Origin of the sequence: Marinicauda pacifica (assembly GCF_004793635.1) — a bacterium.
GTDB classification, from domain to species: domain Bacteria; phylum Pseudomonadota; class Alphaproteobacteria; order Caulobacterales; family Maricaulaceae; genus Marinicauda; species Marinicauda pacifica.
The window spans coordinates 28,896-52,550 of record NZ_SRXV01000003.1 but is presented as its reverse complement, the minus strand read 5'-3'; the positions used below and the strand labels follow the sequence as shown (position 1 = coordinate 52,550).

Here is a 23,655-nt window from a genome sequence, read left to right as displayed (position 1 = left end):
TCTCGCATGCGCGGATTTGTTATCGGTTTTGGTGTCCTGGCCCTGCTCGTGCTGGGCGGTTTCGGCATTCTCCTGCTGATGGCCGACGGGATGGCCCCGGAAACCGGAGAGGTCCGGATCGAGGTGACCGATGCGCTCGATGATTAGACCGGCTCTTGCCGCGGTCCTGCTGGCCGGTGCGCCCGCAGCCCTGGCCCAGGAAGGTGCGTCGCGCGGCCCCGGTATCGAGGTGCGCGAGCTGGGCATGGTCGACCCGTTCCAGGTCGGGACCAGCCAGGCCCTGTCCGACCAGGCATGGGTCTCCGGCGATGCTGGGACGACGCGCGCGCTTCTGAACGCGCTTCCGGCTGCCGACAGTCAGGGCTGGCAATCTGGACTGGCCAGCCGGCTTGCCGCGCGCGCCCTGCTTTCCGCAGGCCCGCCGCCGCGCGGTGCCGATAATTCCTTTGCCCTGGCTGCGATCCGCGCCGACCGGGCCCTGGCCGCGGCCGGTGCGCGGGAAGCGTTCGCCCTGCTCGAACGCACGCCGCGCCTGAGCCAGTCGGCGGCGCTGTCGCGCATTCACGCCGAGGCTGCCTTTGCGCTGGGCGAAACTACCGCTGCCTGCCGGACCGCCGACCAGCTCCTGCAGGGCCGCGACCAGGCCTACTGGCTGCGCGCCCGCGCCGTCTGCTCGGCGCTGGGCGGCAATACGGCTGCGGCCGAGCTGACGGCGGAGCTCGCCCGTTCTGTCGAAGACGCTCCGGCATTCGATGCGCTGCTCGATGCCTATACGTTGAACCGCGACCTGCCGGGCGATGCGCGCCCGACCACAGGAATCGAGCTTGCCCTCGCGCACGAAGTGGCGCCGCAGGCCAGCCTTCAGGTCGCCGAGGGCGCGCCGCTCTGGCTGGCCGAAGCCGCGCAGAGCTACGGCCCGCCCATCGATCTGCCCCAGCTTCCTGCCGATGCGCTGGACGTGGCGCGCGGCCTTGAAGGAACCGAGCGCAATGCGGCTCTCGGCGCGCTGGCCGGACAGGATGTGGATCGCGGCGTCGCGGCCGAGGCGTTGGCCCTGCGCCTCTCGGAAGCTGCGGCCAATGATCGTTTCGTGGAGGTCGCGCGCGCTTACGGCAACGAGGTCGAAACCCTGCCGATCACCGCCGAGACCCTGGCCTGGGGCAAGGGCTTCGTCCTCGCCGCCCTGCTCAATGGCGATCTGGAAACGGCGCGCATCTGGCGCGAAGCGCTGATGGACGGCCCGCCGCGCATGAGAATGGACGATCCGTTCGGCGGCGCGGCTGGCGGCCCGGGGACGGGAAGCGCGTCCGGCGCGGCCGGGCTGGTCCCGCCGCAAAATGCCGGGCTTCCCGCCTACGAACCTGAATGGACCCGTCCGCCCGCCGAAACCATGGTCGTGCTCGATTACGCGCTTGCCATTGCCGAAGACCGGCTCTCCGGTCCGGGCTTCGAGGCGATCCTGGCCGCCCGCGTCGAGGCTGGCACGCCCTCGCGCCTGGCCGAGGCGGCAGGCCTTGCCGCCTTGAACGTCCCGGTGCCTGCCAGCGTGCGCGCGGCCCTGCTTCCCCAGCCGCAAGAGACGGGCGAGCCGGGCGCCATGCCTGCGACCGGCTTCCTGCCGGCCGGGCTGATGGCCGCCCGCATGCAGGCCCTGGCCGAGACCCAGCTGACTGCGGCCCGGATGGTGGAGGCTGGCGGTATCACGCCGGCGGCCCTTTACGGCGCGGCGGCGATTCTCGAAGAGGCCGGTCTGCGCCGCGAGGCCCGCCGTCTGGTGCTGGAGGCGGTCGCCGAGGGGGCGATGTGAGCGCGCGCTCCATCGCGCTTTTCCTCGACATGATGGCCGCCGAGCGCGGCGCCGCCTACAATACGCTGGAGGCCTACCGGCGCGATCTCGACGACATCGAGACGCGCCTCGGCGCCACGGGACGGTCGCTGGACGAGGCGCGCACCGAGGACCTGGAATCGGCTTTTTCCGGCCTGGCCCGCGACGGCCTGTCGGCGAGCACCAGTGCGCGGCGCCTGTCGGCCGCCAAGCGCTTCTACCGCTTCCTCCTGAAGGAGGGCGTGCGCAGCGACGATCCCGCCGCAGGCATGACGGGGCCGAAAAAAGCCCGGCCCTTGCCGAAAACCCTCAGCGAAGCGGATGTGGAGCGCCTGTTCGAGGCGGCCGAGCGCATGGAGGGCCCGGCCGGCCTGCGCACGCTGGCCTTGCTCGAGCTTCTCTATGCCGGCGGGCTGCGGGTCAGCGAGCTGGTCTCCCTGCCGCTATCGGCCTTTGCCCGCGCGGAGCGCTGCATCCTCGTGACCGGCAAGGGCGGGCGCGACCGGCTGGTCCCGCTCACAGACAGCGCCATTCAGGCCGTCTCCGACTACAAGCAGGTGCGTGAGGCGCACCTGCCCCGGCGCGACCACACCGCCTTCCGCCGGGCCTCGGCCTTCCTGTTTCCGTCGTCCACGGCGAAGGCCGGTCACCTCACGCGCGAGCGCTTCGCCCAGATCCTCGCCGATCTCTCCGTGTCGGCCGGTCTCGATCCGAAGAAGATCAGCCCGCACGTGCTGCGCCACGCCTTCGCGACGCATTTGCTCTCCAATGGCGCGGATCTGCGTACCGTGCAGACCCTGCTCGGCCATGCCGACGTCTCCACGACCGAGATCTACACGCATGTCCTCGAAGAGCGGCTCAAATCGCTGGTCAACGACGTGCACCCGCTGGCACGGAAATAACCCGGAGCATTTTCAGCGAAAGTGGGCACCGGTTTCGCGGTTCGAAAATGCGACCAGGCAAGACCTTAGCGCCGGCGCGTCATCCACGCCCAGACCCCGGCGGCGACCGGGACGAGGAGGGCGAGCGCCCCCAGCACGTCATACCCGCCATGGCCGATCAGCGCGGCGATCAGCCCGAACAGCGACACCGCCGCGATGACCGTCGGCCAGGCGAAGACCTCTATCGCCGTTCTCTTGCGCGACTGGCGGGACTCGTATGCCCTCATTGCGCCGGCTCCTGCGCGGCCAGCGTGGTCTCGGACAAATGGCGCGGCTTGGGGCGTCTGACCCGCGCCGCCCAGAGATAGAGTCCGGTGGCCAGAACCCCGATGGCGGCGAGATCCAGGATCGCCCAGAGCAGCTTGAGCGCCAGCCCGCCATAGTCGCCGAAGTGCAGCGGCTTCGAGAGCGAGAGCGCCTGGGTGTACCAGGGCATTTCACGCATGCCCGCGAACGCGCCGGTTTCGGCATCGATGAGCGCCGGCGTGATCAGATGCTCGGTCAGCGCGGTGTCGCCATGCAGGAAGACGGCGTAATGGAAGTCAGTAGAGAAATCGCCTCCGGGAAAGGCAACGAACTGGAGAGTCATGTCGGGAGCGGCGTCAACGGCCTGCGCCACGGCTTGATCTAATGAGCTCATAGCAGCCGGTAGTGGCACGTTCCGGTGGGGATAAGGTGCGGTCAGATCGGCGAGTGCTTCGGCTTTCCAGAGGTCGAAAATCGGTGTCGCCAGCGTGTTGATGACGCCCGTGGCACCGACAACAATCACCCAGGCCAGCGTCACGATGCCGAGAAGGTTGTGATAATCCAGCCACTTGATGCGCCGGGTCCGGTTCACGCGCAACGTGCCGAACGCCTGCTTGCGCATGAAGGGCAGGTAGAGCACGACGCCGGACACGATCGCGGCCAGGAACATCATCCCCATCGCGCCCAGGAACAGCATTCCCGGTAGCCCCAGGAACATGTCGGTGTGCAATTGCAGGAGGAAATCCATCACCCCACCGGCATCGGCACGCGGCGGGACCAGCTCGCCGCTGGTCCGGTCGAAGGAGGCGAAATGCATTTGCGGACCAGGGGCATCCGGGGTCGGCCCGGTCGTCACATTGACCACGGGCCGGTCGGTATCGAAGCTCATGAAGAGGGGGACTTCCCCGGGCCGGTTCTCCAGCGCAACTCCCAGGATCGCATCCAGGCTCAACATGGGACCGTCCGGATTCGCCGCCTGCCAAGCATCCGGGTTCAGCGCGTCCTCGAATTCGTCGTGAAAGATCAGGGGAAGCCCTGTCACACACAGCATCAGCAGGAAAAGCGTGCACACCAGGCTCGTCCAGGTGTGCACAACCGACCAGGCTTTCAAACTGCGTGACGTCATGCGCGGCCGGGCCGGGTCATCGCCCGGCCCGCTCCTTCAGGGTCAGAAGTCCACCGAAGCGGAGAGCTTCACGGTACGCGGCTCGCCCTGGACCAGATAATTGGCGCCGGGATAGCCGCCGGTGGACGCCCAATACTTCTCATCGAAGAGGTTTTCCACCCGAGCCCTGAGCGCCACGTCGCGCTCCTGCACGGTCACGGTGTAGCGCAGACCGGCATCGAAGCGTGTCCAGTCTGTGAGCTCTACTGTATTGCTTTCATTGACATATTGGCTGCCGGTGTGGATCACGCGGGCGTCCAGCGTCAGGCCGGAAACGGCGCGCACGTCCCATTCCACGTTCGCATTGAACTGGACTTCCGGGATGCCGATGGGCGTGTTGCCCTCGTTCGTTCCGCCCTGCGTGCGCGACAGCTCCGCATCGAGCAAGGTCGCTCCGCCGATCAGGCGCAGGCCTTCGACCGGCTCGCCGAACACGGTCAGCTCCACCCCGCGCACCTGCTGTTCACCCCCGTCGGTGAAGCGCTGGTCGACCACGATGGCACTTGGCTTGTTGAGTTCGAAGACGGCAAACGTCGCGCCGAAATCGCCACCGTCATACTTCACACCGGCTTCGATCTGCTCTCCCCGGAACGGGTCCAGGATCTCGCCTGCATTCAGGATCGGCACGCCGCCCGATGTCGCGGGGGCAACCTGGCTGGGCTGCAGGCTCTCGGCGTAGTTGGCGTAGAGCGAAATCTGTTCGCTGGCGCGATAGACCAGGCCAACGGCCGGCGTGAATGCATCGTCGCTATAGGTGGATATCTGCGCGCCGGAATTATAGTCGAAGGAGCGTGTCTCGATGTCCTGGAAGCGCACGCCGAGCGTGGTCAGAAGGCGCCCATCAAAGAACGAAATCATGTCGGCCAGCGCGAAGCTGGAATTGCTGACTTCCTCGGTGACCAGCGGATCGTCGAGATCACCCCCGACGAAGAAGTCTGCCGCCGGAGGGGTGACGGCAAACGGCTCGTACAGGTTTCCGGAAAAGCCGGCGAAGCTGGAAAACGCGTAGGCATTGCGGCTTTCGCTCTCAATGGCCGAAGCCGATGCGATGAGCCGGTGCGCGATTGCCCCGGTGACGAAGTCGGCGCGAAGACCCGCATCGGCGGAGATCACATCGTCCTCGCGCGTATTGTCGAACCGGTAGGCGCTGGTGGTGCCGATCGCGGTGGCCGAGGGGTTGGCCAGGCGGTTTTCTTCCTCGCCATTGCGTGCCCCGGCGGCGGCCCATCCGCTCAACCAGTCGGTAAAGTCATACTCGGCGCGCACGACGCCGAAGAGCTGGCGCTCGTCGGTGAAGGTCCAGGGCTGAGCGTAATTGGTCTCGCTTCCAGGAACTGCCGGAACGTCGCCCAGCGGCGTGACCTGCGGGCGCGGCGCGTCGATGCGGTGGTCCTGATAGCTGATATCGGCCGACAGGCGCAGGCGCTCGCCGCGATAGTCCGTACCGAAGGAGAGGAGGGACAGGTCGCGGTCCTGGTCGTCGATCGCGGTCTCGCCGCTCCGCAAGGCAGCGTTCGCGCGAATGCCGAAGGCGTCGTCTTCACCGAAGCGGCGCGCGATGTCGGCCGCGCCGTAAAGATGGGCGTTGCTCTCATAGCCCAGGGTGATCCGGTTCAGGTCCTCGTCCGGCGCGCGCTTCGGTACGAGGTTGAATGCGCCACCGACCCCGCTGCCGCCCGGCGCGGCACCGTTCAGGAAGGAGTTGGCGCCGCGAAAGACTTCAACGCGTTCAATCAGTTCGGCCGCGACGTACTGGCGCGGCAGGATGCCGTAGACCCCGTTATAGGTCATGTCATCGGAATAGACCGGGAAGCCGCGCACGACATAGAGTTCCTGGAAGTTGCCGAAGCCCTTGGCCACGCGCACGACCGGATCGTTCGCCAGAACGTCGCCCACGCTGCGGGCCTGCTGGTCGCGAATGAGCAGCTCGGTATAGGCGGTCGCCTGGAAGGGCGAGTCCATCATGTCGATATTGCCGAACAGGCCGGCGCGTGCGCCCCGAGCGACCTGACCGCCGGCGTAAAGGTCTGCCAGGCGGACCTGGGAGCCGCCGGTCACCACGATCACGTCTTCGGTTCCGGTTTCCCCGGAGCTCGGCATATCCTGCGCAAAAGCGGGAGACAGTGCGGTGGATAGCGCCAGCGTTGCCGCCAGACCTGCGTCTTCATGATTTGCCTTCCTGCAGCCCGCACCTGAGAATGAATTTGCGAACCGTTTGCAGAAAAGGCGTGGCGGCGTCAAGCCAGGTCGTCACATGTCGGGCACTGGAGAGGGCGGGCTGGCCCACGGTTTGGTGTGATTGCGCTGACTGCTTCCCGCAGCTAGTTTGCGCAGGCCTGCCGCCACTGCTATGTGGGCTCACCTCATCAGCCGGCCGCATTTCGCGGCGCCAGTGTTTTCAAGGTCCTATGTCGAATCCTGCGCGTACTTATCTTGATTTCGAACGTCCGATCGCAGAGCTCGATGCCAAGATCGAGGAACTGGAGAGCGTCCTGGCCAAGTCCGGCGAGGACGCGCCGGACGCCGCGGAGGAGGTTTCCCGGCTGCGCCAGAAATCGGCCGAGCAGCTGCGTACCCTCTATGGAAAGCTGGACCCTTGGCGCAAGACGCTCGTCGCGCGCCATCCCGAGCGCCCGCATCTGCGTGATTATATCGGTCACCTGATTTCAGACTTCGAGGAATTGTCCGGCGACCGCCGCTTCGGCGAGGACTTTGCCATTATCGGCGGACTGGGTCGGCTTCGCGGTCGCCCGGTAGTGGTCATGGGCCACGAGAAAGGCCACGACACCCAATCACGTATCAAGCACAATTTCGGCATGGCGCGTCCTGAAGGTTACCGCAAGGCCATCCGGTTGATGGACCTGGCCGAACGCTTTGACCTGCCCGTCGTCACCCTGGTCGACACAGCCGGCGCCTACCCCGGTATCGGCGCCGAGGAGCGCGGCCAGTCCGAGGCGATTGCCCGCTCGACCGAACGCTGTCTCACTTTGGGTACGCCCCTGGTGTCGGTCATTACCGGGGAAGGCGGATCGGGCGGCGCGGTGGCCATTGCCTCGGCCAACAGCGTGCTGATGCTGGAACACTCGATCTACTCGGTGATCTCGCCCGAAGGTTGCGCGTCCATCCTGTGGCGGGACGGGGCGCGGGCCAAGGATGCGGCCGTGGCGATGAAGGTGACGGCGCAGGATCTTCTGGGCCTGAAGATCATCGACAAGATCATTGAGGAGCCGGTCGGGGGCGCCCATCGCAACCGGCCTAAGACCATGGATGCGGTCGGGGACGCCATCGAAACCGAGTTGCGCCATCTCGACGGGCTCGACCCGGCGACCCTGCGCCAGCGCCGCCGCGAGCGCTTCTTGCGCATCGGACGCAGCCTGCTCGACGAGGACTAGTGCTCGTTCAGTCGGGCGTTCGGTCCAAAGGGCAGGTACCGGGCGATCAGCCTGGCTTGCGAGAGGAAGGCGATCAGGATGATCATCGCGATGGCCAGGGCAAACCCGGCCGCCTGAAGCTCTACCGGCCCGTACTCACGATAGTTGACGATGTACCAGCCCGGCGCGGACAGACGGATATAGCCGATCTGACCGTTCCGGCCGGGATGTTCCACGACACCGCTTGGCCGGCCCTGGCCGTTGATGGTCCGGGCCATGATTTCGGGCTGTATGCGCCGGGCTACCTCGTCGGCTCTGGACCGGTCGATCGCTGCATCCTGCAGTAGATCGCGGTGGGCGATCAACTCGCCTGACCGCGTGATGATTGCCGCGCCAGGCTCGGTAACGGCCGTGTAGAGGTAGTCGGTCGTGTCCAGCGTCGTTCCTATGGAGCCCAGATGACGGCCGGCTGCACGCAGCGGCGTCAGGCATCCGATGGTAAGGGCCGTCCCGTCGGTCTGTGAAATGATACGATCGAGGCCCGTGCAGGCCGTGCTTCCCATGGGATTGTTGGCCGGTTTGACGACCTCCACGATCGGCAGGGACTGGAAGGAAAAATCGGCCGGTGCGCGTTCGCGATAGAAAAGCAGGCGGTCCTCGCGATCGGGACCGAACATGATCAGGTTGTCGTTCGCGTCGGTGAAATAGAGATTGTCCAGCTCCCCGGCCAGGGCCGGGCCGGCCTGTCGGACGGTGAGGAATGCGGCGGTCAGGATACGCTTCTGATCGGCGTCCAGACCTGCGCGTAACCCGGCAAATGCGCCGATGCCGTAGGTCAGCGTACCGTCTTCCGATACATGGCCGTCGAAATAGCTCGGGGGAGAGCGCCGGGTTCCGTCGCCGAATTCGGGGAAGGCGGCCGCGAAGACCTCGTTGACCGTCTCTTCGGGAAGCGTATCGAAATAGCGAAAGAAGAGTTCGACCGTGCGCAGTTCCACGTTGACGAGCTGGTCGAACGTGGTGAGTTCGGATGGGGCGCGCTGGGCGATCTCCAGCTCGAGTTCTTCACGCGCGTCCTGGGTGAGCGCGTCGAGAACGCGATCGTAGATCGCGATGGCAACAAGGCCTCCGACTAGGAGACCGCCGATCGCGGCGACGCAATATGCGAGCCTTAAACTCCCCATTCTGGCCTCCCAGCCCACGTGTCTTCACGCTTTGGGAGTAATTTGGTACGCGCCAGAGGTGAACGGGACCTTACTTAGGGGCGGTGACGGGCAAAAGTAATGGCGATCATTACCTCGTCAGACCGCGCTGACCGACCCATGGCAGTGCTTGAATTTCTTGCCCGAGCCGCAGGGGCAGGGTGCGTTACGCGAGACCTTGCCCCAGGTGTCCGGTTTCTGGGAATCGAAGGTGTCACCCGCCGCGGCCGAACGCGCGGCCCCGGCCAGAACGCCCTGGGTCGGCGGGGTGGGAGCGCTTCCCGGCTGTCGCATTTCGTTGTGCCCGGTCTGCGGGTCGCGGTGGACCGGAGTGATGTCCTCGGGCGGACGCGGCGGCGCCATGCCGGCTGGTTCGATACGGATATTGGACAGGATGCGGGTGGTCTCGAAGCGCAGCTCGTCGAGCAGATGCTCGAACAGGGCAAAAGCCTCGGTCTTGAACTCGTTGAGCGGATCCCGCTGGGCATAGCCGCGCAGACCGACGACAGAGCGCAGGGCGTCGAGCTGCTGCAGGTGTTCGCGCCAGTGCGTGTCGATGGTCTGGAGCAGGATCTGCTTCTCGATGCGGCGCATCAGTTCCGGCCCGGCATTGGTCGCCTTTTCCGCATAGTTTTCCTCTTGCGCCTTTGTCAGGCGCTCGAGAATCTCCTCGTCGGCAATGCCTTCTTCGGCTGCCCACTCGGTGACCGGCAGGTCGAGCCCGTAATATTTCTGCACATCCTCTTTGAGACCCGCCGCATCCCACTGGTCGGCATAGGCCTTTGGCGGGATATGACGGCGCACCAGATCCTCGGCGACCTGGCTGCGCATGTCCTTGATCACGTCGGTGACGTCAGGCGCGGTCATGAACTCGATGCGCTGCTCGAAGATCGCCTTGCGCTGGTCGTTCATCACATCGTCGTACTTGAGGATGTTCTTGCGGATGTCGAAATTGCGCGCTTCGACCTTCTTCTGGGAGGTCTCGACCGCCTTGCTCATCCACGGGTGCTGAATGGCCTCGCCTTCCTTCATGCCCATGGTGCGCATGATTCCGTCCAGCCGCTCCGGCGCGAAAATGCGTAGCAGGTCGTCTTCCACGCAGATGAAGAATTTCGAGCGTCCCGGGTCGCCCTGACGGCCGGACCGGCCACGCAGCTGATTGTCGATGCGGCGGCTTTCGTGGCGCTCGGTCCCGATCACGTAAAGACCGCCGGCTTCCAGCGCCTTGGCCTTCTTCTCCTGGATGTCGGCCTCGATCTTCTCGCGTTCGGCGGCGATTTCCGCGTCGCTCGGCTCCTTGCCCTGTGCGGTGGCCTGTTCCAGCCAGTCCGCCAGACGGTAGTCCAGATTGCCGCCAAGCTGAATGTCGGTGCCGCGACCGGCCATGTTGGTCGCGATGGTCACCGCGCCCGGAACACCGGCCTGCGCGATGATCGAGGCCTCCTGCTCGTGATAGCGCGCGTTGAGCACCTTGTGCTCGATCTTGCGCTGGTTCAGGAAATCGGAGAGCGATTCCGAACGTTCAATGGAGACCGTGCCGACCAGCACGGGCTGATCCTTCTTGTGCGCCTCCACGATCGATTCCAGGATCGCCTCGTTCTTTTCGGCCGTGGTGCGATAGAGTTCGTCTTCTTCGTCGATCCGCGCGATGGGGCGGTTGGTCGGCATCTCGACCACGCCCAGACCGTAGATCGATTCAAATTCTCCCGCTTCGGTCGCGGCCGTACCGGTCATACCGGCCAGCTTTTCGTACAGGCGGAAATAATTCTGGAAGGTGATTGAAGCCAGCGTCTGATTTTCCGGCTGGATGTCAGCGTCTTCCTTGGCCTCGATCGCCTGGTGCAGGCCATCGGACAGGCGCCGGCCCGGCATCATGCGACCGGTAAACTCGTCGATCAGGACGACCTTGCCCTCGCGGACGATGTAGTCCTTGTCGCGGTTGAAGATCTTGTGGGCTTTCAGGGCCTGGTTCAGGTGGTGAACCGTCGCGATATTCTCCACATCGTAAAGGTCGCCGCTTTCCAGCAGGCCCTGCTCGCGCAGAATCTGCTCGATGTGCTCGTTGCCGTCCTCGGTAAAGATGACAGACCGCGTCTTCTCGTCGACCTGGTAGTCCTCGTCATCCAGAAGCGGGATCAGCGTATTGATCGTCTTGTAAAATTCGGTGCGGTCTTCGGTACGCCCTGAGATGATCAGCGGTGTGCGCGCCTCGTCGATCAGGATGGAGTCCACCTCGTCGACGATGGCGAAGGCGTGAACCGCCTTGTCCGCCTCGCGCCCGCCGAACTGGACCATATCCTTGAGCGAGTATTTCATGTTGTCGCGCAGATAGTCGAAGCCCAGCTCGTTATTGGTGCCGTAGGTGATGTCGCAGGCATAGGCCTGGCGGCGCTCCTCGTCGGTCATGCCGTTGAGGATCACCCCTGTCTTCATGCCCAGCTTGGCGAAGATACCGCCCATCCATTCGGAGTCGCGCTTGGCGAGGTAATCGTTGACCGTCACCACATGAACGCCCTTGCCGGGCAGAGCATTGAGATAGGCGGCCAGGGTGGAGACCAGCGTCTTGCCCTCACCGGTCTTCATTTCGGCGATATCGCCGCCATGCAGCACCATGCCGCCGATCAGCTGCACGTCGTAATGACGTTGCCCCAGGGCTCGCTTCGCTGCCTCACGTACCGCCGCGAAGGCTTCATGTAGCAGGGAATCGAGCCCGGCGCCTTCGTCGAGCCGCTTCCTGAACTCTTCGGTCTTGGCGCGAAGCCCGGCATCGTCGAGGGCTTCAAATTCAGGCTCGAGCGCGTTGATCTTCGCGACATCCTTGGCCATTCGTTTGACGAGACGGTCATTGGACGAGCCGAAAATCTTGCGGGCAATGGAAAGCATGACGTAATGGGCCTCGAGGCGAAGGTCGAAACAAGTGGCAGGTGGCCGGAGCCGGAAAGGGGGGCGTGCAATTGCGCCGCCAGTCGACATAATCCGACCGATATTCAGGTCTTTGCTGACTTAAGGAGGCGGTGATGGGGTGTCAATCGAGCCGGGCTTCCCAGCTGTCGCAGCTTCATCGGGATCTAAGGATTGCTGAAATGACCGCAGTGTCTCTGCTTCGCATCGTCTGCGCGGGTCTGGGTTTGGCGGCGCTGGCGTCATGCGGACAAGCGGGGCCCGCCCCCTCCGAGACTCAGGCGGCGCCGGATCGGCGGGCGCCGGTGGACTATGCGTTCATCACTCTGGAGCCGCTGGGCGAGGACGATGCCGTCGCGGCAAGTGTCGGCGAAACGCAAATCTACATGTCTGATGTCCGGCGCGAGGCGGTGTCGCAGAATCTGGTCGAAGACGGCGCTGCGCTTCGCCCCGCAGACCCGGTATTCCAGCAGGTGCTCAGTGAGTTGATCGAGCAGAGGCTCCTTGCTCTTGAAGCGCGCCGGCAGGGTCTTGATGCCGATGCCGAAACGCGCCGCCGGCTGGCTGCCGCCGAGGAGCGCATCCTGGGGAACGTGCTGGTCGAGACTGCCGTGTCGCGGTCCGTCAGCGACGAAGCGGTTCAGCGTGTCTACGAGGAACAGGTTCGCCTCGTGCCGCCGACCGAGGAAGTGCGCGCACGCCATATCCTGGTGTCCACACGCGAGGAGGCCGACGAGGTCGCGCGCCTTCTGGCCGAAGGCGAGGATTTTGCCACGCTTGCCGCGCAGGTCAGCCAGGACCCGGCCACGCGATTTGAGGGCGGCGATCTGGGCTACTTTACCCGAGAAGGGATTTTGCCCGGCTTTGCAGGCGTCGCCTTCGAGACGCCGGTGGGCAGCATCTCAGCGCCGTTTCAGACCGAATTTGGATGGCATGTTCTGACTGTGGTCGACCGGCGTAATCAGGCCAGGCCCAGCTTGGACGAAATGCGTCCGCGCATCGTGCGTTTCCTGACGCTGGACGGGATTCAGACCCTGCTCGACACGATCCGGGAAACCTACCCGGTTACCCGCTCGGCCGCCCCGGCGCCGGCCGAGCTGCGTGCGCAGGAGACCGAAGAGACGGGGCGCGGTGCTGAAAACGACACTGACTCTTCGGGCGGGGAGCGTTAGGTCCCCGGCAACCAGATTTCTTTGCAGCGTTTTCACCAAACAGGTTTTACCATGCTCGCGCCCAGGACGGACATTCTGCTGGTTTCCGCTTGCGCGCTGCTCGATACCGATGGCCGCGTGCTGATCGCGAAACGTCCCCAGGGCAAGGCGCTGGCCGGGCTGTGGGAGTTCCCCGGCGGCAAGGTCGAGGCCGGTGAGACGCCCGAAGCGGCCCTGGTAAGGGAGCTGCGCGAGGAATTGGGGATTGAGCCATGCGAACGTTGCCTGCAGCCTTTCGCCTTCGCATCCCATCCGCTCGAGGATGGACGGCATCTTCTCATGCCGCTCTATGTGTGCCGCAAATGGGATGGTTTTCCCGATCCCCGGGAAGGCCAGGATATCGCGTGGGTCGCGGCGAACGAGCTATCGAATTATCCCATGCCCGAGGCCGACAAGCCGCTGGCGGCCGAGCTTCGCGACCGGTGGACGGGCACGCGCGTTATCGACTGATGGCGTTTTGCGGCGATGAGGACGGGGCGACAAGCATTGAGTACGCGCTGATCGCCGCGCTCATTGCGCTTGGCCTGGTGGCCGCGCTTATCGCGCTCGGCGGTTCGATCGAGGCGCTTTTCCAGACCGTCGCCGACTTGTTCCCCTAATCGCCGGCCTTCTGCCCGGCGTTGCGCTCGTCGACGCCGAGCGCGTCGGCCAGGCGGACGGTTGCACTTCCCGGTCGCTTGGGCTTCGGCTGATCGGGATGCGGGGCCCAGCCTGCCGCATGTAGTATCTCGAATGTGGCAGGGATCTTGCCGTCCTCATGTGCGAATTTTTCCGAGTAGATCTCGGCGGTTCGCACGAAGAAGCGTTTGGTAACCGGCTCGCGGGGCCGGGTCTTCAGAACGCTGGTCTCACCCATCTTTCGCAGATCGCGCATGAGCACGAATGAATTGCCGTAGCGTGCCGTGACCCGGTCAACGTCACTAACCGGCATGGCAAATCCTGCGCGGGCCATCAGCCCGGCCATATCGATGGTGTCGGCAAACGGCGATACGCGCGCGCTGACGCCGCCAGCCAGCTCGCTTTCGGCAGCCATCATCGACTGGCGCAATTCTGTGAGGGTCGAGCCGCCAAGAAGGGCGCCCGCGAAGAAGCCGTCGGGTCTCAGCGCGCGATTGAGCTGGATCAGCGCACCGACCAGATCGTTGGTCCAGTGAAGCGAAAGACACGATAGCACGATGTCGACGCTCTCCTCGGCGATGGGCAGACGCTCTTCGTCCAGCACAAGGCCCTTGAACGTGCTTGTCCTGGCCAGGCCCTGAGCCAGATCGGCCTCTATGACATGACCGAATTTTCCGGCGACGTCTGGGCGCTTCTTCAAGGCACGCCCTACCGCGCCACCTCCACCCAGTACCAGACAGGTGTCGAAATCGCGCGTCACTGCGCTGACACGGTCAATCAAATCTTCCGCAGCTCTTGCGTGAAGGAAGTTATAGTCGTCAAATTCTCCTGCAGCGCGATTTTTGCGCTGCTTCAACAATACGCGATCGAACAGCTGGGGCGGCCCCTCGCCGTGCGGGCCGGCAGCGGACGCGTTGGTGGGGATGTCGTGTGTCGCATCAGTCATGGACCCGATATGGGCTGAAGTGGTCGCAAAGAAAAGCGGGCCGGCTTGCCGGCCTCCTCGCCGATATCGTGTGGCCGCCGCTCTCGCCCATTTCCAACACGGATGTCGGTGCGCCTGGCGAGCTGTCTCCTGGTGACTGGACCAGGATCACCTTTCTGGAGCAGCCATGGTGTGACGCGTGTGGAACGCCTTTCCCGTATGCGATCGGCCGAGGCGGCGTGTGTGCTCCCTGTGCGGCGCGTGCGTTGCCGCTCAGCTGTGTCCGGTCGGCCTTCGTCTACGATGAGCAGAGTCGCGCGCTGGTGTTCCAGCTCAAGCATGGTGGGCGAACCGACGGGCTGAAAGCCTTCGCGCGCTGGATGGCGCGGGCAGGACATGACTGCCTGTGCCCCTCGGCCGTGCTGGTTCCGGTACCCCTTCATCCGAAGCGGCTGCGCCAGCGCCGTTTCAACCAATCCCTCCTGCTTGCGCGCGCACTCTCGCGCGAGACCGGGCTGGAGGTTGCAGCTCACTGGCTGGAGCGGGTACGGGCCACACCCAGCCAGGGCGGTCTGAGCGCGAAAGGCAGGGCCCGCAATGTCGCCGGAGCCTTCAAATTGCGGACAAAACTGCCGGCGGCGCTGAAAGATCTGAACCTTGTGCTCGTTGACGACGTCTACACGACCGGGGCTACACTCAGCGCCTGTGCCCGGGCGCTGAAGCGGGCCGGTGCCGCAAATGTTAGCGCGATTACGCTCGCGCGCGTTGTGAAACCGGTCGATCCTCTTAAATAATGGACGAGACGATATCCTGGCGGGGCGCTGTGAACGGCCGCCCTCCAACGCGAAACGGAGTGAGATGCCGCCTTATGGCTCAAGTGACGATCTACACACGCCCGATGTGCCCCTACTGTGTACGGGCAGTTCAGCTGCTCAAGAAGAAAGAGGCCAGCTTCGACGAGATCGACGCCGGCTTCGACAAGGCGAAGAAGGAGGAGATGATCCAGCGCGCGAACGGTGCACGAACCTTCCCGCAGATTTTCATCGGCGACGTTCATGTGGGCGGGTGCGACGAGATGTTCGCGCTCGACCGCCAGGGCAAGCTTGACGCCATGCTTCAGTCGGCGGCCCAGTAATGTCAGCGGTGAAGATCGCTCTCATCCAGATGCGGTCCGGCACCGACCCGGAATGCAATCTCGACGATGCCGAGGCGCTGGTCCGCGAAGCGGCCGCGAACGGCGCGAAGTTCGTGGCTACGCCTGAAACGACCAACCTGGTTCAGAAGGACCGGGAGACGCTGTTCTCGGTCTTGCGTCCGCAGGACGAGGACCCGGCAATGGTTCGGTTCGCCGATCTGGCTGCAACCCACCGCATCGATCTGCTGGGCGGCTCTTTCGCCCTGCTCGGACCGGACGGCCGCGCGGTCAACCGCTCCTGCCTCTTCGGTCCGCAAGGTGAGCTGAAGGCGAGCTACGACAAGATCCACATGTTCGATGTCGAGATCGGCAGCGGCGAGCGCTGGCAGGAGTCGGCGAACTACAAACCCGGCGACCGTGCCGTCATCGCCTCCGCCGCATCGACTGTCGTCGGGCTCTCGGTCTGCTACGACCTGCGCTTCGCCTATCTCTACCGCTTGCTCGCCAAGGCGGGGGCGCGTGTGTTGACGGTGCCCAGCGCCTTCACCCGTCCCACCGGGAAGGCTCATTGGGAGGTGTTGCTGCGCGCGCGTGCCATCGAGACAGGCTCTTGGGTGCTCGCCCCGGCCCAGGGCGGGCGCCACGAGGATGGCCGCAAGACCTGGGGCCACTCTATGGTCATCGACCCGTGGGGCGCAGTCGTCGCCCATCTCGATCACGACGAGCCCGGCATTCTCTATGCCGAGATCGACCCGGCCAAGGCGGACGAGGCCCGCACGCGCATTCCCGCGCTGCATAATGACCGGCCGGTAACCGGCCCGGACCCGCTGGCATGATCCGCTACGCGCTTGTGTGCGAGGACGATCACCGGTTCGAGGCCTGGTTTTCCTCCTCCGACGCCTACGACACCCAGGCCGGGCGCGGACTGGTGGAGTGTCCCCAATGCGGATCGGTACAGGTGAAGAAGCAGGTTATGGCCCCGGCCATCGCCAACTCGTCGCGCCGCGAAACGGTCACCGGCGGCGTGGCGGGCGGCCCCGAGTCCGTCTCGCCGGACGACCTCGTGCGCAAGGTCCAGGCGCATATCCGCGCCAATTACGATTATGTCGGCGAGCGCTTCGCGGACGAGGCTCGCGCCATTCATAACGGCGAGAAGGCTGAGCGTCTGATCTATGGCGAGACGACACATGACGAGCGCGCCCGCCTGAGCGAGGAGGGCGTCGCCTGCGCACCCCTGCCGGACGCCTTCGTCCCGTCTTCGGGCAAGAAGACCAACTAGGTCGAAGCCGGCTTCTCGGCTGCCAGAAGATAATTCACGCCCGCATCGCCGGAGATGAAGAAGCGGTCCTTGAGCGGATTGTAGCTCACGCCCACCGGGCTGCGCACTGAGAAGCCCTCCGCCTGCAGAGCTTCACGCACCTCCTGCGGACGGACCAGCTTGTTGAAGCGGTGAGTGCCGCGCGGCAGCCATCCCATCACGTATTCGGCGCCGAAGATCGCGGTCGCAAAAGCGCGCGCGGTCCGGTTGATCGTCCCCACGATCATCATCCCGCCCGGTTTGACCATGGCGGCGCAGTCGCGCAGGAAGTCCTGCGGGTTGGCGACATGCTCGACCACTTCCAGGTTGAGGACGACATCGAACTGGCCGGGGCCTCCGCTTTCCAGCAATTGCTCGGCCGTACCGTGGCGAAAATCGATATCGAGACCGGCCTCTCGCGAATGGACGAGGGCGGTCTTGATGTTGGCTTCGCCCGCATCGACCCCGGTCACCGATGCACCGAGCCGTGCCATGGGCTCTGACACCAGCCCGCCCCCGCATCCGATGTCGAGCAGGCTGAGCCCGGCAAGCGGATCGGGTCCGCTTCGCCCGAAATGATCGCACAGCGTTTCGCGGATATAGACTAGGCGGGCGGGATTGAATTTGTGCAGCGGTGCGAACTGGCTGTTCGGATCCCACCATTGCTCGGCCATCGCCGCGAACTTGGCCACCTCTTCCGGGTCGATGGACGGTGTGCTCAATGTCTGCGGTGCAGGTCCAGCTGCCATCTCCGTCTCCTCGTACGCGGCTTCGCATTTGCGCCCGGCCCGGCCGGGATGTAATCACGGAACCGCCTGATTATGGCCCCGTCCAGGATCAATATGGACCCATTCTGCGTCTTATCGAGCCCGGGACTGACCGTCCAGCTACAGCCAAGGCAAACCGCCTCATGTCCGACACCCTGCCTCGCCTGGTCCTGAAGTTCGGAGGCACCTCCATGGCCGATGCCGAGCGCATCGCCCATTCGGCCTCCATCGTCGCGGCCGAGGCGCGCACCGGGCGCGGCGTCGCGGTGGTCGTATCGGCCATGGCCGGCGAGACCGACCGCCTGCTTTCGCTGGCCACCTCGCTGGGAGGTGGGCTGGGAGAGGTTGAGACCGACACGGTGTTGAGCGCCGGCGAACAGGTTTCAGCCGCGTTGATGGCCCTGGCCCTCCAGCGTGTCGGGCTGAAGGCGCGCGCGGTCATGGGCTGGCAGCTGCCGATCGAGGTGGACGGGCCTCCAGGTTCGGCCCGGATCACCGGCATCGATCCGCATCTGCTCGATGCCCTGCTCGATCAGGACACGATCCCGGTCGTGGCCGGGTATCAGGGGGTGAGCGCGGACGGCCGGCTGGCGACGCTCGGGCGCGGCGGCACCGACCTGACCGCCGCCGCCGTGGCTGCTGCGCTGCAGGCCGAATGTGACATCTACACCGATGTCGACGGTGTTTTCACGACCGATCCGCGCATCGAACCGGCGGCGCGCCGGGTTGGGCGGATCAGCCATGACGAGATGCTGGAGCTGGCGGCCATGGGGGCAAAGGTGCTGCAGACCCGGTCAGTGGAATACGCCAAGGCCAAGGGCGTGGTCCTGCGGGTGAAGTCGAGCTTTCTGGATGCCGGGTCGAGTGCGGGTACCGAGGTTGTCTGCCCGGCCGATATCGCCGAGCGCCGCGTGGTGTCCGGCGTGGCCTATGCGCGCGATCAGGCGCGCTTGTCGCTTTACGGGCTCGATGCCGACGGGGCCCAGGCCGCCATCGTGTTCTCGGCGCTCGCCGAAGCCGGTGTGGGGATCGACATGATCGTTCAGGCGCGATCGCGGAGCGGCGACAGTGTCAATCTTGAGTTCTCGGTAGAGGGCAAGGATCTCGACCGCGCACTCGCCGCATTGCGCCGGCATCTCGACGAAATGCCCGGTTCGGCGTGCGCGCATCAGACCGGTCTCGCCAAGGTCTCCGTCGTGGGAACGGGTCTTCGCGGTCGCGCAGATGTCGCGCGCACCCTATATGAGGTCCTTCGCAGTCGGAATATCGCGGTCAGGATGGCCGCGACATCCGAAATCAAGATTTCTGTTCTCGTCGACTCCGACTGGCTTGAACACGCTGTACGTGCGCTGCATTCGGCCTACGGGCTTGATCAGTCTTGACGTGGATGCCGTGAACCGCCCCTCTTGGCCGGTCGCTTGAACCGGTCGCCTCCTGGATGGCCCATGAATACTGAGACCAAAATGACGGCATTGCGGGGCCCAAGACGCCTCTTGGCGCGGATTCGAGACTTGATGGCGGATCAGGACGACGCGCAGGCGCGCCTCGACCAGCTGACCGACATCATTGCCGAAGAGACCGCAGCGGACGTCTGCTCGATTTATCTGGTCCGGCCCTCCGGTGCGCTGGAGCTGTCGTCCACGCACGGGCTGAATCCCGAGGCGGTCCACAACGTGCGCCTGTCGCGCGATGAGGGCCTGGTCGGCCTGGTTTCGCGCCGAGCCCGACCGATCGCGGTCGAAGATGCGCCGCGCCATCCTGACTTCTCCTACAAGCCGGAAACCGGCGAAGAGCCGTTCAAGAGCTTTGTGGGCGTACCCATTCTTCGCGGCGGCCGCCTGGTCGGGGTTCTGACCCATCAGACCAAGGCCATCCGCCCGATGACGGAGGAGGAGATCGAGACCCTCCAGACCGTCGCCATGCTGTTGGCGGAAATTGTCGCTTCGGGAGATCTCATCCGGGCCGAGGCCTTCTCGGGGCTGGAGCTGCGTCCGTCCGCGCCGGAGCGCTTCCAGGGTGTTGCCTTGTCTCCGGGCCTCTCGCGAGGGGTCGCGGTCATGTACGAGCCCCACGTGATGAGCGCACGCATGGTCGCCGAGGACGTCGAGGTCGAGACCGCGCGCCTGGATTCCGCCATCTCCCGCTTGCGCGCCGGAGTGGATCAGCTTCTGGAGTCCGGCCGCGTCCCGATGGGCACGCCGTCCCGGGACGTGCTCGAGGCCTATCGCATGTTCGCCCACGATCGCGGCTGGCTCGACCGGTTGCGCGAGGCGATCCTGTCCGGTCTCACGGCAGAGGCGGCTGTTGAGCGTGTCCGTAACGAGCATCGCGCCCGGCTGATGACGGCCCGCGACCCTCATTTCCGGGAGCGCCTGCACGATCTGGAGGACCTGGCCAACCGTTTGTTGCGCCATCTGGCGTCCGAAAGCGGCAGGCCGACGATCGAACGCACGCTGCCGGAAAAGGCCATCCTTATCGCCCGTTCCATCGGCCCCGCCGAATTGCTGGAGCTTGACCGGGCGCGCCTGGCCGGCGTCGCTCTGGAAGAGGGATCGAGGACGAGCCATGCCGCTATCGTGGCGAAGGCGCTTGGAATTCCCATGGTCGGCCGGGTGGAAGGCGCACTCGACCGCGTCGAGGATGGCGACCCGATCATCCTGGATGGCGAATTCGGGCTGCTGCATGTCCGCCCGTCACAAGAGGTGAGCGAGGCGTATGACGAGCGTCTCAAGACGCTTGCCAAGCGCTACCGCACCTATGCGCGTCAGCGCGAAGAGCCGGCGGTGACCAAGGACGGTCAACGCGTCGAACTTCACCTCAACGCCGGGCTGCTGGTCGAATTGACGTCGCTGGCCGATACCGGCGCAGAGGGTATCGGCCTGTTCCGAACCGAGTTCCAGTTCATGGTTGCCGACACTCTGCCGCGCCTCAGCGCGCAGGAGGAGCTGTACCGCGCGGCCTACGAGGCTGCAGGTGACAAGCCGGTGGTTTTTCGAACGCTCGATCTGGGTGGCGACAAGGTGACGCCCTTCACCCCGGCGACACGCGAGCCCAACCCCGCTCTGGGCTGGCGCGCCTTGCGCATGGGGCTGGATCGTCCCGGGCTGACCCGGTATCAGTTGCGTGCCCTGGTAAGAGCCGCTGCCGGACGCGATTTGCGTGTGCTTTTCCCCATGGTGACCGATGTCAGCGAACTGGCAGCCGTGCGTGCAATCCTCAACCAGGAACTCGCGCATGCAGCCCGTCATGGCCACGAGCAACCGCGATCGGTCCAGGCCGGCATCATGCTGGAAACGCCCGCTATCGCCTTTTCGCCCGATGCGTGCCTGCGTATCGCGGACTTCGTGGCGGTGGGCGCCAACGATCTGATGCAATATTTCTTTGCGGCAGACCGTCAGAACCCGCGCGTGGCTGATCGTTACGACTTTATTTCGCCCTCTTCTCTGCGGCTGTTGCAGTCGGTGCGTCAGGCGTGCGCGCGGCACGACAAGCCGGTCTCGGTGTGCGGGGAAATCGCGGGCCGGCCCCTGGAGGCCTGCGTGCTCACGGCTCTGGGCTACAGGCGCTTGTCCATGGCGGCGTCCGCGCTGGGGCCGGTCAAGCGTGCCATTCGCGGAATGGACTGCGAGCGGCTTGGCGCGTGGCTTGCAAGTGTACTCGACGAGGCCGAGACAGGCGAAGAGACCCCATTGCGTCAGCGCCTGATCGAAGCCGGTGAAAGCGCGGGTCTGCCCGTAGAAGCTGTTGATAAGCTGGGCCGTCCGTGATTTAATTGGTTTGCGGTGAGACAAAAACGTCACACTGCTGGGGGACTTCGGGGGCGCTTGCAAAAGCGGCAGAGCAAACAATGGCTCAGGCCACATCGGGTATGGCTAAATCTTCATACGTCCCTATGGACGCGATTTTTACAGACGCGCCGGAATCCCTTCCGACCAGCGTCGGAGACGCGTTGCGCAGGGCTCGTGCCCGTCAGGGGTGGTCGCTGGAATCGGCTGCCGCCCGAACGCGAATTCGTCACGATTATCTTGAAGCGCTGGAATCGATGGATTCGCGCGGGCTCCCTTCGCGTGCCTATGCGCTGGGCTATCTGAGGACCTATGCCGGGGTCCTGGGCCTGGACGTCAACGCGGTGGTTGAGCAGTTCAAGCGCGAGGTAGAAACCGAAACCGGACGGGCACAGCCCAGTGCGCCTCAGCGCCGGCGCGAGATCAAATTACCCAAAGGCGTGGTCGGCGCGGTGCTGATCCTCGGCGGTGTGCTTGCTGCCGCTGCCTGGTACGGGGCGCGCGTCACCGAAGCCGGCGCGTTTTCCGATGCGCCAAGCTCCACCGAAGGCGTCTTGTCCGCGCCGGCACCGTTGGTCGAAATGCGCGAGCGCCCGGTCAATGTCTCGGATGTGTGGAGCGGATTGCCGAGTTCGCGATCGAGCGAGTGGTTGGTTCTGACCACGATCGTCCCGACCTATCTTGAAGTGCGTGACGCCTCGGGACGCATCTTGTTCGCGCGTGACCTGGTGCCAGGCGAGATTTACCGGGCGCCGGACGAATCCGGTCTCAGCCTGACCACCGAAGATGCCGGCGCGATTCAGGTGCGCTCAGGTCCGCGCGAGCTCGGCCCGCTGGGCGAGCCCGGGGAAATGGTCGAGAATCTGGCGGCCAGCGAGTTTCTGGTCTCCGCGATGGCCGAGAGCACGGCCAATTCGGGCGGAGCCGGGGCAGGACGTTAGGGCGCAGATCTCAGGGTCGCGCTTTGCGGCGTTTGCTCCTATATCGAACGCATACACCCTCGAGCGAGTGCGAGCATCCCCATGTCGGTTGAAGCCCACACCACGGTCCGCCCCTGGCGCATGATCGACCGGCGCAAGAGTCGGCAAATTCATGTCGGTCCTGTGGCGGTTGGCGGCGATGCGCCTATCAGCGTCCAGTCCATGACGAATACGCCGACCTCCGATGCGGCCGCGACGCTCGATCAGATCACGCAGCTCGAAGAGGTGGGCGCCGATATCGTCAGGGTTTCGTGCCCCGACACCGACTCCACTGCGGCCTTCCGGACGATCGCGCGCGAATCCCGTCTTCCGCTCGTTGCGGACATCCATTTCCATTACAAGCGCGGTATCGAGGCCGCCGAGGCCGGCGCGGCATGCCTGCGTATCAATCCGGGAAATATCGGATCGATGGACCGGGTTCGCGACGTGGTGTCGGCAGCCCGCAATAACGGTTGTTCGATCCGCATCGGCGTGAATGCCGGATCGCTGGAGCGCGAGCTCCTCGAAAAATACGGCGAGCCCTGCCCGGAGGCGATGGTGGAGAGCGCGCTGAGCCATGCGCGCATTCTCGAAGATCTCGATTTCCGCGAGTACAAGATTTCTGTCAAAGCCTCCGACGTCTTCCTGACGGTGGCGGCCTATCAGGCTCTTGCCGACGCCACTGACGCGCCCCTTCACCTTGGCGTGACCGAGGCTGGCGGCCTGCGCACCGGCGGTGTGAAATCCTCCATCGGCATGGGCAACCTTCTCTGGTCCGGGATCGGGGATACGATCCGGGTCTCGCTCAGCGCCGATCCGGTCGAGGAGATCAAGGTCGGCTACGACATTCTCAAATCCCTCGGCCTGCGCACGCGCGGTGTGAACATCATCGCCTGCCCGTCCTGCGCCCGTCAGGGCTTTAACGTCATCAAGACGGTCGAAGCGCTCGAAGAGCGCCTCGAACACATCTCCGAACCCATCAGCCTGTCAATTATCGGCTGTGTCGTGAACGGGCCCGGCGAGGCCGCCTATACCGATCTGGGCTTTACCGGCGGCGGGAAGGGCTCCGGCATGCTGTATTTTGCCGGCCAGGCCGAAGAGAAGGTCTCCAACGAGACGATGATCGAGCGCATCGTTGCCGCGGTTGAGGACAAGGCCGATCGGATGAAGGCGGAACGCGAAGCCGCCGAGAAGAGCGCCGCCGAATAGCGTGCGTGGTAAATCTCAACGGGTCTGCTCAACCGCTCTGATCGATTGGCTTCGACCAGGAAAGCTGATCTACGGAACGCCCCTGAAGGGTGAGGAAT

Annotated in this window: 22 protein-coding genes; 15 read left to right on the top strand and 7 right to left on the bottom strand. The window is 64.8% G+C overall.

Going from position 1 to position 23,655, the window contains the following annotated elements; translation table 11 throughout:
• Positions 1-6: 6 nt before the first annotated feature.
• Genes E5162_RS14760 through E5162_RS10245 form a run of 3 tightly spaced genes read left to right on the top strand, consistent with a single transcriptional unit; the run spans position 7 to position 2,727 of the window.
• Positions 7-147 (top strand): hypothetical protein, encoded by a 141-nt coding sequence (locus tag E5162_RS14760; RefSeq protein ID WP_158291275.1) that lies wholly within the window; start codon positions 7-9, stop codon positions 145-147.
• Positions 140-1,807: a hypothetical protein gene (locus tag E5162_RS14950; RefSeq protein WP_206751098.1), complete on the top strand. Its 1,668-nt coding sequence runs from the start codon at positions 140-142 to the stop codon at positions 1,805-1,807. The genes E5162_RS14760 and E5162_RS14950 overlap by 8 nt, the downstream gene beginning before the upstream one ends.
• Positions 1,804-2,727 (top strand): site-specific tyrosine recombinase XerD, encoded by a 924-nt coding sequence (locus E5162_RS10245; RefSeq protein WP_206751097.1) that lies wholly within the window; start codon positions 1,804-1,806, stop codon positions 2,725-2,727. Before E5162_RS14950 ends, E5162_RS10245 begins: the two co-directional genes overlap by 4 nt.
• Positions 2,728-2,792: 65 nt before the next feature.
• Here E5162_RS10245 and E5162_RS10240 read toward each other — a convergent pair whose 3' ends face one another.
• Genes E5162_RS10240 through E5162_RS10230 form a run of 3 tightly spaced genes read right to left on the bottom strand, consistent with a single transcriptional unit; the run spans position 2,793 to position 6,277 of the window.
• Positions 2,793-2,993: a hypothetical protein gene (locus tag E5162_RS10240; RefSeq protein WP_135945169.1), complete on the bottom strand. Its 201-nt coding sequence runs from the start codon at positions 2,991-2,993 to the stop codon at positions 2,793-2,795.
• Positions 2,990-4,138 carry a PepSY-associated TM helix domain-containing protein gene (locus E5162_RS10235; RefSeq protein ID WP_135945168.1) on the bottom strand — a complete coding sequence of 383 codons (1,149 nt, stop codon included), beginning with the start codon at positions 4,136-4,138 and terminating at the stop codon, positions 2,990-2,992. Before E5162_RS10235 ends, E5162_RS10240 begins: the two co-directional genes overlap by 4 nt.
• 42 nt (positions 4,139-4,180) lie before the next feature.
• The gene (locus E5162_RS10230) at positions 4,181-6,277 is read right to left on the bottom strand and encodes a TonB-dependent receptor (RefSeq protein WP_135945167.1); all 2,097 of its coding nucleotides are present in this window, start codon (positions 6,275-6,277) and stop codon (positions 4,181-4,183) included.
• Positions 6,278-6,585: 308 nt separating this feature from the next.
• Here E5162_RS10230 and E5162_RS10225 point away from each other — a divergent pair, with 308 nt between their 5' ends.
• Positions 6,586-7,569, top strand: coding sequence for an acetyl-CoA carboxylase carboxyltransferase subunit alpha (locus E5162_RS10225; protein WP_135945166.1), 984 nt, complete (start codon positions 6,586-6,588; stop codon positions 7,567-7,569).
• Here E5162_RS10225 and E5162_RS10220 read toward each other — a convergent pair.
• Together E5162_RS10220 and secA are read right to left on the bottom strand one after the other, a co-directional pair.
• Entirely contained in the window at positions 7,566-8,732 is a 1,167-nt protein-coding gene (locus E5162_RS10220) for a hypothetical protein (RefSeq protein ID WP_135945165.1), read from the bottom strand. The two genes, E5162_RS10225 and E5162_RS10220, sit on opposite strands and share 4 nt — an antisense overlap.
• Positions 8,733-8,849: 117 nt before the next feature.
• Positions 8,850-11,633 carry a preprotein translocase subunit SecA gene (gene secA, locus E5162_RS10215; RefSeq protein ID WP_135945164.1) on the bottom strand — a complete coding sequence of 928 codons (2,784 nt, stop codon included), beginning with the start codon at positions 11,631-11,633 and terminating at the stop codon, positions 8,850-8,852.
• A gap of 200 nt (positions 11,634-11,833) precedes the next feature.
• Here secA and E5162_RS10210 point away from each other — a divergent pair, with 200 nt between their 5' ends.
• Genes E5162_RS10210 through E5162_RS10200 form a run of 3 tightly spaced genes read left to right on the top strand, consistent with a single transcriptional unit; the run spans position 11,834 to position 13,461 of the window.
• A complete protein-coding gene (locus E5162_RS10210; protein WP_135945163.1) occupies positions 11,834-12,823 on the top strand; it encodes a peptidylprolyl isomerase in 990 nt (329 codons plus the stop codon).
• Positions 12,824-12,874: 51 nt separating this feature from the next.
• Positions 12,875-13,312: a (deoxy)nucleoside triphosphate pyrophosphohydrolase gene (locus E5162_RS10205; protein WP_135945162.1), complete on the top strand. Its 438-nt coding sequence runs from the start codon at positions 12,875-12,877 to the stop codon at positions 13,310-13,312.
• Positions 13,312-13,461, top strand: a complete 150-nt coding sequence (locus E5162_RS10200; protein ID WP_135945161.1) for a Flp family type IVb pilin — start codon at positions 13,312-13,314, stop codon at positions 13,459-13,461. The genes E5162_RS10205 and E5162_RS10200 overlap by 1 nt, the downstream gene beginning before the upstream one ends.
• Here E5162_RS10200 and E5162_RS10195 read toward each other — a convergent pair.
• On the bottom strand, positions 13,458-14,426 hold the full coding sequence (locus E5162_RS10195; protein ID WP_135945160.1) for a methyltransferase domain-containing protein: 969 nt from the start codon (positions 14,424-14,426) through the stop codon (positions 13,458-13,460). The two genes, E5162_RS10200 and E5162_RS10195, sit on opposite strands and share 4 nt — an antisense overlap.
• Before the next feature lie 302 nt (positions 14,427-14,728).
• Between E5162_RS10195 and E5162_RS10190 the strand changes: the two genes are divergently transcribed.
• From E5162_RS10190 to E5162_RS10175, 4 genes are all read left to right on the top strand, one after another.
• A complete protein-coding gene (locus E5162_RS10190; protein ID WP_233342203.1) occupies positions 14,729-15,199 on the top strand; it encodes a ComF family protein in 471 nt (156 codons plus the stop codon).
• A 74-nt stretch (positions 15,200-15,273) separates the two neighbouring features.
• Positions 15,274-15,540, top strand: coding sequence for a glutaredoxin 3 (grxC, locus tag E5162_RS10185; protein WP_135945159.1), 267 nt, complete (start codon positions 15,274-15,276; stop codon positions 15,538-15,540).
• Positions 15,540-16,376, top strand: a complete 837-nt coding sequence (locus E5162_RS10180; protein ID WP_135945158.1) for a carbon-nitrogen hydrolase family protein — start codon at positions 15,540-15,542, stop codon at positions 16,374-16,376. Before grxC ends, E5162_RS10180 begins: the two co-directional genes overlap by 1 nt.
• Complete coding sequence (locus E5162_RS10175) at positions 16,373-16,819, top strand: DUF1178 family protein (RefSeq protein WP_135945157.1); 447 nt, start codon at positions 16,373-16,375, stop codon at positions 16,817-16,819. The genes E5162_RS10180 and E5162_RS10175 overlap by 4 nt, the downstream gene beginning before the upstream one ends.
• On the opposite strand, the gene ubiG is transcribed toward E5162_RS10175, so the two are convergent.
• Positions 16,816-17,586 carry a bifunctional 2-polyprenyl-6-hydroxyphenol methylase/3-demethylubiquinol 3-O-methyltransferase UbiG gene (gene ubiG / locus E5162_RS10170; protein WP_135945156.1) on the bottom strand — a complete coding sequence of 257 codons (771 nt, stop codon included), beginning with the start codon at positions 17,584-17,586 and terminating at the stop codon, positions 16,816-16,818. The genes E5162_RS10175 and ubiG overlap by 4 nt on opposite strands.
• A gap of 161 nt (positions 17,587-17,747) precedes the next feature.
• On the opposite strand from ubiG, the gene E5162_RS10165 reads away from it, so the two are divergent.
• The 4 genes from E5162_RS10165 (at position 17,748) to ispG (ending at position 23,557) form a co-directional block, all read left to right on the top strand.
• Entirely contained in the window at positions 17,748-18,986 is a 1,239-nt protein-coding gene (locus tag E5162_RS10165) for an aspartate kinase (RefSeq protein WP_135945155.1), read from the top strand.
• Positions 18,987-19,118: 132 nt separating this feature from the next.
• On the top strand, positions 19,119-21,371 hold the full coding sequence (gene ptsP / locus E5162_RS10160; RefSeq protein WP_135945154.1) for a phosphoenolpyruvate--protein phosphotransferase: 2,253 nt from the start codon (positions 19,119-19,121) through the stop codon (positions 21,369-21,371).
• A 101-nt stretch (positions 21,372-21,472) separates the two neighbouring features.
• Positions 21,473-22,330: a helix-turn-helix domain-containing protein gene (locus E5162_RS10155; RefSeq protein WP_233342204.1), complete on the top strand. Its 858-nt coding sequence runs from the start codon at positions 21,473-21,475 to the stop codon at positions 22,328-22,330.
• A gap of 81 nt (positions 22,331-22,411) precedes the next feature.
• A complete protein-coding gene (ispG, locus tag E5162_RS10150; protein WP_135945152.1) occupies positions 22,412-23,557 on the top strand; it encodes a flavodoxin-dependent (E)-4-hydroxy-3-methylbut-2-enyl-diphosphate synthase in 1,146 nt (381 codons plus the stop codon).
• The last annotated feature ends 98 nt before the right edge of the window (positions 23,558-23,655 follow it).

Bases quoted from the DNA above. Each gene is read 5' to 3' on its own strand.
- E5162_RS10240 (WP_135945169.1), bottom strand. From the start codon at position 2,993: ATGAGGGCATACGAGTCCCGCCAGTCGCGCAAGAGAACGGCGATAGAG.
- ubiG (WP_135945156.1), bottom strand. From the start codon at position 17,586: ATGGCAGCTGGACCTGCACCGCAGACATTGAGCACACCGTCCATCGAC.
- E5162_RS10235 (WP_135945168.1), bottom strand. From the start codon at position 4,138: ATGACGTCACGCAGTTTGAAAGCCTGGTCGGTTGTGCACACCTGGACG.
- ispG (WP_135945152.1), top strand. From the start codon at position 22,412: ATGTCGGTTGAAGCCCACACCACGGTCCGCCCCTGGCGCATGATCGAC.
- E5162_RS10200 (WP_135945161.1), top strand. From the start codon at position 13,312: ATGGCGTTTTGCGGCGATGAGGACGGGGCGACAAGCATTGAGTACGCG.
- secA (WP_135945164.1), bottom strand. From the start codon at position 11,633: ATGCTTTCCATTGCCCGCAAGATTTTCGGCTCGTCCAATGACCGTCTC.
- E5162_RS14950 (WP_206751098.1), top strand. From the start codon at position 140: ATGATTAGACCGGCTCTTGCCGCGGTCCTGCTGGCCGGTGCGCCCGCA.
- E5162_RS10225 (WP_135945166.1), top strand. From the start codon at position 6,586: ATGTCGAATCCTGCGCGTACTTATCTTGATTTCGAACGTCCGATCGCA.
- E5162_RS10195 (WP_135945160.1), bottom strand. From the start codon at position 14,426: ATGACTGATGCGACACACGACATCCCCACCAACGCGTCCGCTGCCGGC.
- E5162_RS10230 (WP_135945167.1), bottom strand. From the start codon at position 6,277: ATGCCGAGCTCCGGGGAAACCGGAACCGAAGACGTGATCGTGGTGACC.
- E5162_RS10155 (WP_233342204.1), top strand. From the start codon at position 21,473: ATGGCTAAATCTTCATACGTCCCTATGGACGCGATTTTTACAGACGCG.
- E5162_RS14760 (WP_158291275.1), top strand. From the start codon at position 7: ATGCGCGGATTTGTTATCGGTTTTGGTGTCCTGGCCCTGCTCGTGCTG.
- E5162_RS10210 (WP_135945163.1), top strand. From the start codon at position 11,834: ATGACCGCAGTGTCTCTGCTTCGCATCGTCTGCGCGGGTCTGGGTTTG.
- grxC (WP_135945159.1), top strand. From the start codon at position 15,274: ATGGCTCAAGTGACGATCTACACACGCCCGATGTGCCCCTACTGTGTA.
- ptsP (WP_135945154.1), top strand. From the start codon at position 19,119: ATGGCGGATCAGGACGACGCGCAGGCGCGCCTCGACCAGCTGACCGAC.
- E5162_RS10205 (WP_135945162.1), top strand. From the start codon at position 12,875: ATGCTCGCGCCCAGGACGGACATTCTGCTGGTTTCCGCTTGCGCGCTG.
- E5162_RS10165 (WP_135945155.1), top strand. From the start codon at position 17,748: ATGTCCGACACCCTGCCTCGCCTGGTCCTGAAGTTCGGAGGCACCTCC.
- E5162_RS10175 (WP_135945157.1), top strand. From the start codon at position 16,373: ATGATCCGCTACGCGCTTGTGTGCGAGGACGATCACCGGTTCGAGGCC.
- E5162_RS10180 (WP_135945158.1), top strand. From the start codon at position 15,540: ATGTCAGCGGTGAAGATCGCTCTCATCCAGATGCGGTCCGGCACCGAC.
- E5162_RS10220 (WP_135945165.1), bottom strand. From the start codon at position 8,732: ATGGGGAGTTTAAGGCTCGCATATTGCGTCGCCGCGATCGGCGGTCTC.